Below are 14137 nucleotides of genomic sequence, written 5' to 3'. Positions count from 1 at the left end.
GACGGGGACGGAGTGCGGGGCGGCGGGGTAGGCGGCGGCGTCGACCTCGGCGACGTACCGCTCGAAGACGACGGGGTCGTGCCACTTCTCGCCGTAGTCCCGCAGGGTGCGGCCGAGCGTGGTGTCGTCGTCCTGCCCGCCCCGCCCCTCCGCCCTGAACTCCTCCATCGCGGCGATGTAGGAGCGGTGCACCAGGGCGGTGGGCGGGGCGAGCTGAGGCACGTACGACTACTTGACGACCGTGAGCGGCAGGAGCTTCTTGCCGGTCGGGCCGATCTGAATCTCCGTCTGCATGGCGGGGCACACGCCGCAGTCGAAGCACGGCGTCCAGCGGCAGTCCTCGACCTCGGTCTCGTCGAGCGAGTCCTGCCAGTCCTCCCAGAGCCAGTCCTTGTCGAGACCGGAGTCCAGGTGGTCCCAGGGCAGCACTTCTTCGTACGTACGCTCGCGCGTGGTGTACCAGTCGACGTCGACGCCCATCTCGGGCAGCGTCTTCTCGGCGCAGCGCATCCAGCGCTCGTAACTGAAGTACTCGCGCCAGCCGTCGAAGCGGCCGCCCTCCTCGTAGACCGCGCGGATCACGGCGCCGATGCGGCGGTCGCCGCGCGAGAGCAGGCCCTCGACGATGCCGGGCTTGCCGTCGTGGTAGCGGAAGCCGATCGAGCGGCCGTACTTCTTGTCGCCGCGGATCTTGTCGCGGAGCTTCTCCAGGCGGGCGTCGGTCTCCTCGGCGGAGAGCTGCGGGGCCCACTGGAAGGGGGTGTGCGGCTTGGGCACGAAGCCGCCGATCGACACCGTGCAGCGGATGTCGTTCGAACCGGAGACCTCGCGGCCCTTCTGGATGACCTTCGTCGCCATGTCGGCGATCTGCAGGACGTCGTCGTCGGTCTCGGTGGGCAGGCCGCACATGAAGTACAGCTTCACCTGGCGCCAGCCGTTGCCGTACGCCGTCGAGACGGTGCGGATGAGGTCTTCCTCGGACACCATCTTGTTGATGACCTTGCGCATGCGCTCCGAGCCGCCCTCGGGGGCGAAGGTCAGGCCCGACCTGCGGCCGTTCCTCGTCAGCTCGTTGGCGAGGTCCACGTTGAAGGCGTCGACGCGGGTCGAGGGGAGGGACAGACCGATCTTGTCCTCCTCGTACCGGTCGGCGAGGCCCTTGGCGACCTCGGCGATCTCGGTGTGGTCCGCGGAGGAGAGCGAGAGCAGGCCGACCTCTTCGAAGCCGGTCGCCTTGAGACCCTTCTCGACCATGTCGCCGATGCCGGTGATGCTTCGCTCCCGCACGGGGCGCGTGATCATGCCGGCCTGGCAGAAACGGCAGCCGCGGGTGCAGCCGCGGAAGATCTCGACGGACATCCGCTCGTGGACGGTCTCGGCGAGCGGGACGAGGGGCTGCTTGGGGTAGGGCCACTCGTCGAGGTCCATGACCGTGTGCTTGGAGACGCGCCACGGCACGCCCGAGCGGTTCGGCACGACGCGGCCGATGCGGCCGTCCGGGAGGTACTCCACGTCGTAGAAGGCCGGGATGTAGACCGAGCCGGTCTTGGCGAGGCGGAGCAGGACCTCCTCGCGGCCACCGGGGCGGCCCTCCGCCTTCCAGGCGCGGATGATCTCCGTCATGTCGAGCACGGCCTGCTCGCCGTCGCCGATGACCGCCGCGTCGATGAAGTCGGCGATCGGCTCGGGATTGAAGGCGGCGTGCCCGCCGGCGAGGACGATCGGGTCCTCGACGGTGCGGTCCTTGGACTCCAGCGGGATGCCCGCGAGGTCGAGGGCGGTCAGCATGTTCGTGTAGCCCAGCTCGGTGGAGAAGCTGAGCCCGAAGACGTCGAAGGCCTTCACCGGGCGGTGGGCGTCCACCGTGAACTGCGGGACCTGGTGCTCGCGCATCAGCGCCTCCAGGTCCGGCCACACGCTGTACGTGCGCTCGGCGAGGACGCCGGGGCGTTCGTTCAGGACCTCGTAGAGGATCATGACGCCCTGGTTGGGCAGCCCGACCTCGTAGGCGTCGGGGTACATGAGCGCCCAGCGGACGTCGCAGCTGTCCCACGGCTTGACGGTGGAGTTCAGCTCACCGCCGACGTACTGGATGGGCTTCTGCACATGCGGGAGCAGAGCTTCGAGCTGTGGGAAGACCGATTCGGCAGACATCGCGAACCTTCATGAGCCGGCAGGGGTGACCATCAAGCGTACCCCGGGGTTCAGGCGCCGAGCGCCGCCCGCACTTTCCGCCGGGACGCCTCGGCCCACACCCCCGGCAGCGCCCGCTCGCCGTCGGCCGCGCTCGCTTCCTCCTGGCCGTAGAGAAGGCCCCAGGCGAAGGCGTTCTCGCCCGCCATGTGGGCCTGGACGGCCAGGGCGCGCAGGGCGTCGCGGGCGACCACGCTGTCCTGGTGGTCGCCGAGCACGCTCTGGACGGCCTTCATCCGCTTCGCGAACTTCTGGGCGGGCTTGCCGAGCGCGGGGACGGCGGCCTCGCCCGCGTACCGGGCACGCTTGGCGGCCTTGCGCGCCTCGTGCATCGCCCGGTCGCGCTCCCCGCCGGGTTCCAGTGCGAGGGCGTGTTCGACGCGGGTCGCGAGGCGGGCGTAGTCCTTCAGGAGTGCCTTGGGCAGCACCTTGCCGGGCGGCGCGGAGGCGGCGGGGCGCAGCGGGGGCTCGGCGAGCAGGGCGTCGAGGGCGTCCAGGAGCGCGAGGTAGCGCTCGCTTTCGAGGACGGCGGCCGTCCTGGACCGTGAGTCGGCGCGGCGGGCGACGGACCACATGCGCAGCCGCCCGCGCACGGGGCCGAGGAGCAGGGTTCCCGGCAGCGCCTCGACGCGGGTGACCAGCCGCTCGGCGAGGACTTCCTGGTCGCGGTCGACGCCCAGCTCGCCCGCGAGCCATTTCAGCTCGTCGCCCACGGGGTCGGTGGCCGTGCGGTCGAGGATCTTGCGGTACGACTTGAAGGCGCTGCGCATCCGGCGCGTGGCGACCCGCATCTGGTGGACGGAGTCGGGCAGTTCGCGGCGGACGGCGGGGTCCAGGGAGACGATCGCGTCGCGCTGGGCGCGGAGGTAGGCGACGACGTGGTCCCCCGCGGTGCCGGATCCGTCCCCGACGGCCTCCCGCACCGCCTCGGCCACGGCCTCGCTCTTGCCGGCCCGCTTGCCCGCGCTGACCGCGCCCTCCGCAGGCTTGACCTCGCCGGCTGCGGCCTTCTTCGCCTTGCGTCCCTTGGGCGCGGTCTCCTTGGGCGCGGTCTCCTTCAGCGCCCTGGCCAGCTTGGAGGCGGCGGTGGCGCGTCGTACACCCGCCTTCTTCAGCTTCTTCTCGACCTTGTCGAGGAAGGCGGGGTCGCCGCCGTCGGCCAGCTCCACCTCGATCTCGGACCACTCGGCCGTGCGGCCGCCCGGGGTGAGCCGTTCGGCGATCACCCCGTCGACGCTGACCTCGGCGAGCAGTGCGCCCCGCGCGTCGAGGAGGTGGCGCACGTTCCGCGTGGACAGCAGGCGCACGACGGGTACGAGTGCGGCCTCGCGGACGCGGGAGCGCACGAGGCCGAGCAGGGCGGACGGCACGGTGTCGGCGAGCGGCGCGTGGATCTCGTCCCGCACGCCGTCGGCGAGGGAGACCGGCAGCTTCAGGTGCCAGCCCTCGTCGGCGCCGCCGGTGCGGCGCCGCAGGGTGATCGAGGCGGCGGCCAGGCGCTGGTCGGGGGTGTCCCAGTAGACGGCGTCCAGTTCGGCGACGCCTCTGTCCGAGACCTCCCCGACCCCCGGCACTCCGGTCAGGTCGGGCAGCTCGGCGTCCGCCGCGACGTCGTACTTCCGCTCGATCTCACGCTTCGTCTCCGCCATGAATTGAATCTAGACGCGATTCACGCGGCCAAACAGACTTCGGCGCCCCTACGCCGACATCGGCCGCTGCACCTTGATCGACTGGAGCAGTCCGACGGCCACCCAGACCGCGAACATCGAGGATCCTCCGTAGGAGACGAAGGGCAGTGGAAGGCCCGCGACCGGCATGATGCCGAGGGTCATCCCGATGTTCTCGAAGGCCTGGAAGGCGAACCAGGCGATGATCCCGGCAGCGACGATCGTGCCGTACAGCTCCGTGGTCTCCCGCGCGATGGCGCAGGCGCGCCAGAGGACGACGCCGAGCAGGAGCAGGATCGCGCCCGCGCCGACGAAGCCCAGTTCCTCGCCCGCGACGGTGAAGACGAAGTCGGTCTGCTGTTCGGGGACGAACTGCCCGGTGGTCTGGGAGCCCTTGGTCAGGCCGGTGCCGGTCAGACCGCCGGAGCCGATGGCGATGCGGGCCTGGTTGGTGTTGTAGCCGACGCCCGCCGGGTCGAGCGCGGGGTTGGCGAAGGCCGCGAAACGGGCGATCTGGTAGTCGTCCAGGACGCCGAGCTGCCATATGGCGACGCCACCGGCGACGCCCGCGCCGAGGAGCCCGAAGACCCAGCGGTTGGAGGCGCCGGAGGCGAGGAGCACGCCGAGCACGATCATCGCCATGACCATGACCGAGCCGAGGTCGGGCATGAGCAGGACGATCATTATCGGCACGGCGGCGAGGCCGAGGGACTGCAGGACGGTCCGGTGGTCGGGGTGGTCCTTGTCGCCCGCGTCGACGCGGGCGGCGAGCAGCATCGCCATGCCGAGGATGATCGTGATCTTCACGAACTCGGAGGGCTGGAGCGAGAAGCCGCCGCCGAGCACGATCCACGCGTGCGCGCCGTTGATGGTCGCGCCGAGCGGGGTGAGCACGAGCAGGACCAGGAAGACGGAGATGCCGTAGAGGATCGGCACGGCGGTGCGCAGCGTGCGGTGGCCGAGCCAGACGGTGCCGATCATCAGGGCGAAGCCGATGCCGGTGTTCAGGACGTGCTTGAGCGCGAAGGAGTACGGGTCGTCGCCGACCAGCTCGGTGCGGTTGCGGGTGGCGGAGTAGACGAGCGCGGTGCCGATGCCGGAGAGCGCGATCGCCGCGAGCAGCATCGGCCAGTCGAGGCGGCGCACTATCGAGTCGCGGGCGAGCAGCCGCGCCATGTTCGAGCGCTCGGGGCCGTATCCGGAGACGGAGAAGCCACTGCTGCCGGTCATCAGTCACGCCTCCAGTTGGCCACGGCCCCGGCCAGCTCCTGCTGATCGTCCTGCTGCTGCCCGTCCTGCTGACCGCCGTCCGGCTGTTGCCCGTCGGGCTGTTGCCCGTCGGGCTGGCCGTTCGGCTGCCCCTGCGGCTGGCCGTCCTTCGGCTCGGCCGCCTCGGGCTTGTACGGCTTGATCTTCGGGGCGTCGATGGATCCGTCGGCCTCGATCTTCGGCAGGGTCTTCTGCGGCTCGGGCAGCAGCGCCTTCTTCAGGTCCTGGTTGCCGCTGTCGTCGAGGCCGTAGATCGCGTCGTAGATCTTGCGGACGGCGGGTCCCGAGGCGCCGGAGCCCGTACCGCCCTGGGAGATCGTCATGACGATCGTGTAGTCCTTGGTGTAGGTCGCGAACCACGAGGTGGTCTGCTTGCCGTAGACCTCGGCGGTACCCGTCTTGGCGTGCATCGGGATCTTGTCCTGCGGCCAGCCGCCGAACCGCCACGCGGCCGTACCGCGCGTCGCGACGTCCGCGAGGGCACCGTCTATGTCCTTGCGCAGCTCCGCGTCCATCGGCAGCTTGCCGTGCGCCTTGGGCTTGATCTCCTGGATCCGCTTGCCGTCGGCGCTGATGATCGCCTTGCCGACGGTGGGGTCGTACATGGTGCCGCCGTTGGCGATGGCGGAGTAGATCGTGGCCATCTGGATGGGCGTGACGAGGGTGTCGCCCTGGCCGATGGAGTAGTTGACGGAGTCACCGGCGCGCATCTTCATGCCTTCGAGGCAGTTCTCGTACGCGATGCGCTCGGAGTACTCCCCGCCCTTCTTGCCCTGCTTGCACCAGGCGTCCTTGTTCGCCTTCCAGTAGTCCTTCTTCCACTGGCGGTCGGGGACGCGGCCGGTGACCTCGTTCGGCAGGTCGATGCCGGTCTCCTTGCCGAGGCCGAACTGGTGGGCGGTCTTGTAGAACCAGTCCTTGGCGTCGGGCTTCGGCTTGTTGCCGCCGTCCTTGGCCCACTGGTCGTGCGAGAGCTTGTAGAAGACGGTGTCGCAGGAGACTTCGAGGGCCTGGCCGAGGGTGATGGAGCCGTGCCCCTTGGACTCGAAGTTCTTGAAGGTCTGGCCGCCGATGGAGTACGAACTGGGGCAGGGGTAGCGGCCGTTGAAGTCGTAGCCCGCGTTTACGGCGGCGGCCGTGGGGATGACCTTGAAGATCGAGCCGGGGGCCGCCTGGCCCTGGATGGCGCGGTTCAGCAGCGGGTAGTTGGACTTCTTGCCGGTGAGCTTGGCGTAGTCCTTGCCGGAGATGCCGCCGACCCAGGCGTTCGGGTCGTACGACGGGTTGGAGGCCATGGAGACGACGCGGCCGGTCTTGTTCTCCATGACGACGACGGCGCCCGCGTCGGCCTTGTAGTTCTCCCCGGTGTTCTTGTCGAACTCGCCGCGGGCCTTCTCCATCGCGTCGTTCAGCCAGTACTCGGAGACGGCCTGGACGCGCGCGTCGATGCTGGTGACGACGTTCGCGCCGGGCACGGCCTCGTCGGACTTGGCGGTGCCGATGACGCGGCCGAGGTTGTCGACCTCGTAACGGGTCACGCCCGCCTTGCCGCGCAGCTGCTTGTCATACGTCCGTTCGAGCCCGGAGCGGCCCACCTGGTCGGAGCGGAGGAACGGGGAGTCGGTGTCCTTGGCCTTGTTGATCTCGTCGTCGGTGACGGGCGAGAGGTAGCCGAGGACCTGCGCGGTGTTGGACTTGCCGGGTGCGGGGTAGCGGCGCACGGCGGTGGGCTCGGCGGTGATGCCGGGGAAGTCCTCGGAGCGCTCGCGGATCTGGAGGGCCTGCTTGGGCGTGGCCTCGTCCGTGATCGGGATGGGCTGGTAGGGCGAGCCGTTCCAGCAGGGCTGGGGGGTCTTGGAGTCGCAGAGGCGGACCTTGTCGGCGACGTCCTTGGGGTCCATGGCGAGGACGTCGGCGAGCTTGGCGAGTACCGCCTTGCCGTCGTCCTTCATCTTCATCAGGTCCGTGCGGGACGCGGAGACGACGAGACGGGTGTGGTTGTCGGCGATCGGTACGCCACGGGCGTCGAGGATCGAGCCGCGTACGGCGGGCTGGACGACCTGCTGGACGTGGTTGCCGGAGGCCTCCTTGGCGTACTCCTCCCCATTGCGGACCTGGAGGTACCAGAGGCGGCCGCCGAGGGTGAGCAGGAGGGAGACGACGAGGATCTGGATGATGATGAGACGGATCTGGACGCGTGGCGTCCGTCCGGTCTCCGGGATGTTGGTCACAGACGCTTGACCCCCTTGATGCGTCCGGCGCGTGCCACGCGGGCCTTGGCCGCCTTGGCGCGCAGGCCGCCGCGCTGGCTGCCGATGCTCAGCCCGGTGCCGGAGGCGAGCCAGCCGGAGGAGACGTCGGCGGCCTTGTTGGCCGGGGAGCCCTCGCCCAGCGGGTCGTTCTCGGCGCGTCTGGCGAGCGCGATGATCAGCGGCACCGTGAAGGGCGCGAGCAGCAGGTCGTAGAGGGCGGCGGTGAAGAGCAGCCCGCCCAGGCCCACATGGCGTGCGGCGGTGTCCCCGACGAGGGCGCCCACGCCCGCGTAGAGCAGGGTCGAGCCGAGGGCGGCGCTGACGACCACGAAGAGCGGGCCGGTGGCGGAGCGCAGCCGGCCGCCGTCGGGCTTGGCGAGGCCCGCGAGGTAGCCAACGACGCAGAGCACGAGCGCGTACCGCCCGGCGGCGTGGTCGGCGGGCGGGGCCAGGTCGGAGAGGAGGCCCGCGCCGAAGCCGATGAGGGCGCCGCCGACGTGGCCGTAGACCAGGGCGAGGCCGAGGACGGTGAGCAGCACCAGGTCCGGCACCGCGCCCGGCAGCTGGAGTCTGGCCAGGACGCTGACCTGGATGACCAGGGCGACGACGACGAGGGTGGTGGAGAGCAGGATTCGGTTGAAGCGCATGGGTCCGGTCTCCTACTGCTCGTCGCCGTTGGCCGCGCCGTCGACCGGCGGCTCTCCCGACGGGGTCGCCGTGACGGTCACCGTCGGGGTCGGCTTGGGCTTCTCGGGCTTCTTCGGCAGAACCGTGTCGCGCGGGTCCTCGCGGGGCGCCTCGACGACGACGCCGACGATGTCGAGCTTGGTGAACCCTACGTACGGCTTCACGTAGACGTTGCGGGTGAGGTCGCCGCCGGAGGGGTCGACGCGTACGACCTCGCCGACCGGGACGCCGGGCACGAACGGCCGGTCCTTCTGCGAGCCGAAGGTGACCAGGCGGTCGCCCTTCTTGACCTTGGCCTTGCCGTTGAGCAGCTGGACGGAGAGCGGGCGGTCGCCCTGGCCGGTGGCGAAGCCCAGTTCGTCGGTCTTCTCCAGGCGGGTGCCGACGGTGAAGTCGGGGTCGTTGGCGAGCAGGACGGTGGCGGTGCCCGGGCCGACCGTGGTGACGCGGCCGACGAGGCCGTCGCTGTTGAGGACGGTCATGTCGCGCTTGATGCCGTCCTTGGCGCCCGCGTCGATGGTGACGGTCCAGGAGAAGCCCTGGGCCGCTCCTATGCCGATGACCTCGGCGCCCTTGATGCCGTACTGTCCGGCGCCCGCCGTCTTCAGCATGCCGTCGAGCTGGCGTACGCGGCTGCGGTTGCGGTCGTCGCTGCCGAGCTTCGCCTTCAACGCGGCGTTCTGCCGCTCCAGTTCGGCGATGCGGTCGTGTCGCTCGCCGGAGTCACGGACCGCGCCGATGGCGTTCCCGATCGGGTCGACGGCGGAGGACATCCCCTCCTCGACCGGACCGAAGACGGTGGCGGCGGCCTGGCGGGCACCATCGACCGGCGAGTCCTCACCACCGCGGATGTCCACCGTGATCAAAGCGAACGCGATGGCGATCAGCAGCACCAGGAGCAGCCGGCTCTCTCGTGTGTCCCTCACGTGCGGCGGCGTGCCTTCCTCAATCGGATTCCGTGGAATCTGCGCGTTCCACGAGGTTATGGGGAATTCTTCTGCGTTGCCCGAATTCTTCTCTTGCCTCTATATCAACGATCCGCCGCACGAAGTGACAGGCACTCGTACGGCGGATGTTTCGCGTTCAGATCATCTGCGTGGCTGGGCGTCGAGCACCTGCTGCAACGCCTCGAACTCCTCGACGCACTTTCCGGAGCCGAGCGCCACGCTGTCCAGCGGGTCCTCGGCGATGTGGATCGGCATTCCGGTCTCGCGGCGCAGCCGCTCGTCGAGGCCGCGCAGCAGGGCGCCGCCGCCGGTCAGGACGATGCCGCGGTCCATCACGTCGCCGGACAGCTCCGGCGGGCACTTGTCGAGGGTGGTCTTGACCGCGTCCACGATCGCGTTGACCGGCTCCTCGATCGCCTTGCGGACCTCGGCGGCGGAGATGACCACGGTCTTGGGCAGGCCGGAGACCAGGTCGCGGCCGCGGATCTCGGTGTGCTCGTCGGCGTCCATGTCGTACGCCGAACCGATGGTGATCTTGATCTGCTCGGCCGTGCGCTCGCCGAGGAGGAGGGAGTACTCCTTCTTGATGTGCTGGATGATCGCGTTGTCCAGCTCGTCGCCGGCGACGCGGATGGACTGTGCCGTGACGATTCCGCCGAGCGAGATGACGGCGACCTCGGTGGTGCCGCCGCCGATGTCCACGACCATGTTGCCCGTGGCCTCGTGGACGGGCAGGCCGGAGCCGATGGCGGCGGCCATGGGCTCCTCGATGATGTGCACCTGGCGCGCGCCGGCCTGCGAGGAGGCCTCGATGACGGCGCGGCGCTCCACTCCGGTGATGCCGGAGGGCACACAGACGACCACACGGGGGCGGGCGAGATAGCGCCGCTTGTGGATCTTCAGGATGAAGTAGCGGAGCATGCGCTCGGTGATCTCGAAGTCGGCGATGACTCCGTCCTTCAGCGGGCGCACCGCGACGATGTTGCCGGGCGTGCGCCCGATCATCTTCTTCGCCTCGGCGCCGACCGCGAGGATGCCACCGGTGTTGGTGTTGATCGCGACGACGGACGGCTCGTTGAGTACGATCCCCCGACCCCTGACGTACACCAGCGTGTTGGCGGTCCCGAGGTCGACAGCCATGTCACGGCCGATGAACGACATGTTGTTCCCCATGAGGATGCGTCTGGCCTTCCCTATTGGAGCTTGTGATGGCTTTTTAGGTAGGCGAGGTGGGTGCTGAGTGGCAGTGGAGGCTTCCATCGTAGTCTCGGCCGCGCGAAGACGGCGCGAGGGTCTTCGCCATTGTCAGCAGATGATGTGCCGCCCCGCTCTTGGAGACGTGCCATCGGGGGCACGCGTTCCCCCAATTGGGGCGCATATACCAATGGACGGCCGGATTCGACCGGCCGTCCGGGGCGGCATCCCACTGACGTGTCGTCAGCGCGTCGCGCGAGTGGCGTTACGCCAGACCCGGGAAGAAGATCTTCAGCTCGCGCTCGGCGGACTCCTCGGAGTCCGAGGCGTGGATCAGGTTCTCCCGGACGATCACGCCGAAGTCGCCGCGGATGGAGCCGGGCGCGGCGGCGATCGGGTCGGTCGGGCCCGCGAGCGCGCGCACGCCCTCGATGACGCGCTCACCCTCGACGACGAGGGCGACGACGGGGCCGGAGGCCATGAAGCCCATCAGCGGCTCGTAGAACGGCTTGCCCTTGTGCTCGCCGTAGTGCTGCTCCAGGGTCTCCTGGTCCAGCGACCGCAGCTCCAGCGCGGAGATCGTCCAGCCCGCCTTGCGCTCGATCCGCCCGATGATCTCCCCGATCAGCCCACGACGGACGGCGTCGGGCTTCAACAGGACAAGGGTGCGCTGGCTCATGTGCGGCTCCAAAAGGTTTCCGTGATCACTACGGATCGAGGTGGGATGAGCCGCACATTACCCACCGGCTGTGGGCAGTCGTTCCGCAGGGCGGAACGGGTGGGCACAGCGCCCCAGCGCGGGCCACGGATTAAGCGGCGTCGGCCTCGGGGCCAGCCTGCGCGGCGAACCTAGCCTTTGCCTCGTCGACCTTCCGCCCGAAGTGGACGGACGCCCACCACAGGGCGGCAAAGACCGCACCCATGAAGAACATGACCGGCACCACGAAACCACTCGCGATCAGCGCGATCTGAAGAGCCCAGCCCAGCTGCACCCCGCCGGGCCGCGTGATCACCCCGCAGAGCAGCACGCACAGCAGCATCGCGACGCCGCTGACCGTCCAGACCGTGCCCATGGACAGGTCGGGGTCCTTCATGGCGACCAGACCGGCGAAGCCGATGACGAAGAACTCGCCGATCAGCGTCGAAGCGCAGAGCGTACGCATAGGAGTCAGCCCCTCCCCAGGAGCAGCCGGGCCTCGCCGACCGTGATGACGGAACCGGTGACCAGGACGCCGCCACCGGCGAACTCGCCCTCTTCCTCGGCGAGGGTGATCGCGGCCTCCAGCGCGTCCGGCAGGCGCGGCTCGACCTGGACGCGGTCGTCGCCGAAGACCTCGACGGCGATCGCGGCGAGATCGTCCGCGCTCATCGCGCGGTGGCTGGTGTTCTGCGTGATGACGACCTCGGCGAAGATCGGTTCGAAGGCTTCGAGCAGCCCCCGCATGTCCTTGCCGTCACTCGCGCCGACGACCCCGATGAGGTTGCTGAAGTCGAAGGCCTCGCTGATCGCGGCGGCGGCGGCGCGGGCGCCCGCGGGGTTGTGCGCGGCGTCCAGGACGACGGTGGGCGAGCGGCGCACGACTTCGAGGCGGCCCGGCGAGGCGACCGAGGCGAAGGCCTTGCGGATCGTGTCGATGTCCAGCGGGCGCGCGTGCTCCGAGCCGATGCCGAAGAACGCCTCGACCGCGGCGAGCGCCACCGAGGCGTTGTGCGCCTGGTGCTCGCCGTGCAGCGGGAGGAAGACCTCCTCGTACTCCCCGCCGAGGCCGCGCAGCGTGAGCAGCTGGCCGCCGACCGCGACCTGGCGGGCGACGACGCCGAACTCCAGGCCCTCGCGGGCGACCGTCGCGTCGACCTCGACGGCCTTCTTCAGGAGCACCTGCGCCGCGTCGACCGGCTGCTGGGCCATGATCACCGTCGCGTCCGGCTTGATAATGCCGGACTTCTCCTTGGCGATCTCGCCGGGCGTGGAGCCCAGGCGGTCCGTGTGGTCCAGGTCGATGGGGGTGATGACGGCGACCGAGCCGTCGATCACGTTCGTCGCGTCCCAGCTGCCGCCCATGCCGACCTCGACGACGGCCACGTCCACGGGGGCGTCCGCGAAGGCCGCGTACGCCATGCCGGTGAGGACCTCGAAGAAGGAGAGCCGGTACTCCTGGCGGGCGTCGACCATCTCCACGTACGGCTTGATGTCGTTGTAGGTCTCCACGAAGCGCTCGGCCTCGATGGGGGCGCCGTCCATGCTGATCCGCTCGGTGATCGACTGGACGTGCGGCGACGTATACCGCCCGGTGCGCAGCTCGAAGGCGGAGAGCAGGGCCTCGATCATGCGGGCCGTGGACGTCTTGCCGTTCGTCCCCGTGATGTGGATCGAGGGGTACGCGCGCTGGGGCTCGCCCAGGACGTCCATCAGCGCGGCGATCCGGCTGACCGAGGGCTCCAGCTTCGTCTCGCCCCAGCGGCCCGCCAGCTCCGTCTCGACCTCGCGCAGCGCCTTGTCCACCTCCGGGTCGGTGGGCCGGGCGGGGATGTCGCCCTGCGGCGGGCCCGCCTGGGCGCGCAGGGTGCGGCTGCCCGCCTCGATCACGGCGAGGTCGGGGTCGCGGTCGGTCTCGGCGCCGACGATCTCGTCGAAGGCGTCGTCGTCGGCGGGGCGGTCGGCGTGCTCGTCGTGCGGGGGGAGGTCACTCACGTACGTCAGTCTACGGAGCGGCACCGACACTCGGCGTCCGGACCTGTCGGTCGGACCCCACGCGGGCCTCGCGCCTCCCGCGCACCACCCCCTCGGGACCTTCGGCCCGTCCGATTCGGGACCAAAGTCCCTCCGCTTTCCGGGGCCGCCCGGCAAACTTGGCGATCATGGACATAGGTATCGACCTCGGCACTGCGAACACCCTCCTCTACGTGCGCGGCAAGGGGATCGTGCTCAACGAACCGTCCGTGGTCGCCGTGCGGGCGGACAGGGGCGGCAGGGGCAAGGTGCTCGCCGTGGGCACGGAGGCCAAGGAGACGATCGGGCGTACGCCCGGGTCCATCACCGCGATCCGTCCGTTGCGGGACGGCGTGATCAGCGACTACGAGGCGGCCGAGGAGATGATCCGGCACTTCGTGCGCAAGGCCGTGCCGGGGCGGCGGCCCCGCATCCGCATGGTCGTCTGCGTGCCGAGCGGGGTCACCCCTGTCGAGCGGCGGGCCATCGTGCACGCCTCGCAGCAGGCCGGGGCGCGGGCCGTCCACCTCATCGAGGAGCCGATGGCCGCCGCGATCGGGGCGGGCCTGCCGGTCGGCGAGCCGCGCGGCTCGATGGTCGTCGACATCGGCGGCGGCACGTCCGAGGTCGCCGTCATCTCGCTGGGCGGGATCGTCACGGCGCAGTCGCTGCGGGTGGGCGGCGACCGCCTGGACACGGCGATCACCGACTTCGTCCGCAAGCGGCACTCGCTCCTGGTGGGCGAGCGCACCGCCGAGGACATCAAGGTCGCGATCGGCTCCGCGTGGCCCGTGCCGGGGCGCGAGGAGTTCGAGGACCGGACGTTCACCGTGCGGGGCCGCGAGAAGGTGGGCGGGCTGCCGAAGACGGTGGATCTGACGGTGCCGGAGGTGCGGGGCGCTCTCGACGAGCCCGTCGAGCAGATCATCGCGGCGGTCAAGACGACGCTTGAGGAGTGCCCGCCGGAACTCTCCGGCGACATCATGGAGCACGGCATCGTCCTGACGGGCGGCGGCGCCCTGCTCCCCGGCCTCGACCTCCGCATCGCCTCCGCCACGGGCATCCCCGTCTTCGCCGCCGATGACCCCCTGGACAGCGTGGCGCTGGGCTGCGGCAAGTGCGTGGAGGACTTCGACGGCTTGGAGAGGGTGATGTCGGCGGCGTAGGGGGTGACGCCCGGGTGGGTCGCTGTCTCTTCGGGACGGGTGAGTTCGGGGT

At 70.0% G+C, this 14137-nt stretch carries 11 protein-coding genes and 1 pseudogene; 1 reads left to right on the top strand and 11 read right to left on the bottom strand.

All coding sequences use genetic code 11. From position 1 onward, the window contains the following. From GKQ77_RS15280 to folC, 11 genes and pseudogenes are all read right to left on the bottom strand, one after another. Positions 1–222, bottom strand: a pseudogene (locus tag GKQ77_RS15280) (GNAT family N-acetyltransferase); the annotation flags it as partial. A 6-nt stretch (positions 223–228) separates the two neighbouring features. Further along, positions 229–2154: a TIGR03960 family B12-binding radical SAM protein gene (locus GKQ77_RS15275; RefSeq protein WP_219689313.1), complete on the bottom strand. Its 1926-nt coding sequence runs from the start codon at positions 2152–2154 to the stop codon at positions 229–231. A 50-nt stretch (positions 2155–2204) separates the two neighbouring features. Next, positions 2205–3842 carry a CYTH and CHAD domain-containing protein gene (locus GKQ77_RS15270; protein ID WP_219689312.1) on the bottom strand — a complete coding sequence of 546 codons (1638 nt, stop codon included), beginning with the start codon at positions 3840–3842 and terminating at the stop codon, positions 2205–2207. A gap of 48 nt (positions 3843–3890) precedes the next feature. Then, on the bottom strand, positions 3891–5090 hold the full coding sequence (rodA, locus tag GKQ77_RS15265) for a rod shape-determining protein RodA (RefSeq protein WP_219689311.1): 1200 nt from the start codon (positions 5088–5090) through the stop codon (positions 3891–3893). Beyond that, positions 5090–7360, bottom strand: coding sequence for a penicillin-binding protein 2 (mrdA, locus tag GKQ77_RS15260; RefSeq protein WP_219689310.1), 2271 nt, complete (start codon positions 7358–7360; stop codon positions 5090–5092). The genes rodA and mrdA overlap by 1 nt, the downstream gene beginning before the upstream one ends. Further along, the gene (gene mreD / locus GKQ77_RS15255) at positions 7357–8028 is read right to left on the bottom strand and encodes a rod shape-determining protein MreD (RefSeq protein ID WP_219689309.1); all 672 of its coding nucleotides are present in this window, start codon (positions 8026–8028) and stop codon (positions 7357–7359) included. The genes mrdA and mreD overlap by 4 nt, the downstream gene beginning before the upstream one ends. 12 nt (positions 8029–8040) lie before the next feature. Next, positions 8041–8994 (bottom strand): rod shape-determining protein MreC, encoded by a 954-nt coding sequence (mreC, locus tag GKQ77_RS15250; RefSeq protein ID WP_125512761.1) that lies wholly within the window; start codon positions 8992–8994, stop codon positions 8041–8043. 162 nt (positions 8995–9156) lie between these two features. Beyond that, entirely contained in the window at positions 9157–10176 is a 1020-nt protein-coding gene (locus GKQ77_RS15245; RefSeq protein WP_030362602.1) for a rod shape-determining protein, read from the bottom strand. A 298-nt stretch (positions 10177–10474) separates the two neighbouring features. Continuing rightward, positions 10475–10888, bottom strand: a complete 414-nt coding sequence (ndk, locus tag GKQ77_RS15240; protein WP_030783313.1) for a nucleoside-diphosphate kinase — start codon at positions 10886–10888, stop codon at positions 10475–10477. 130 nt (positions 10889–11018) lie between these two features. Beyond that, entirely contained in the window at positions 11019–11372 is a 354-nt protein-coding gene (locus GKQ77_RS15235; RefSeq protein ID WP_219689308.1) for a DUF4233 domain-containing protein, read from the bottom strand. 5 nt (positions 11373–11377) lie between these two features. Further along, a complete protein-coding gene (gene folC, locus GKQ77_RS15230; RefSeq protein ID WP_219689307.1) occupies positions 11378–12901 on the bottom strand; it encodes a bifunctional tetrahydrofolate synthase/dihydrofolate synthase in 1524 nt (507 codons plus the stop codon). A 167-nt stretch (positions 12902–13068) separates the two neighbouring features. Here folC and GKQ77_RS15225 point away from each other — a divergent pair, with 167 nt between their 5' ends. Further along, the gene (locus GKQ77_RS15225; protein WP_219689306.1) at positions 13069–14085 is read left to right on the top strand and encodes a rod shape-determining protein; all 1017 of its coding nucleotides are present in this window, start codon (positions 13069–13071) and stop codon (positions 14083–14085) included. Positions 14086–14137 lie beyond the last annotated feature (52 nt).

This window comes from Streptomyces anatolicus (assembly GCF_019400875.1).
Classification (GTDB): domain Bacteria; phylum Actinomycetota; class Actinomycetes; order Streptomycetales; family Streptomycetaceae; genus Streptomyces; species Streptomyces anatolicus.
The sequence above is the reverse complement of the archived record's forward strand: the minus strand, read 5'-3'. Positions and strand labels throughout refer to the sequence as shown.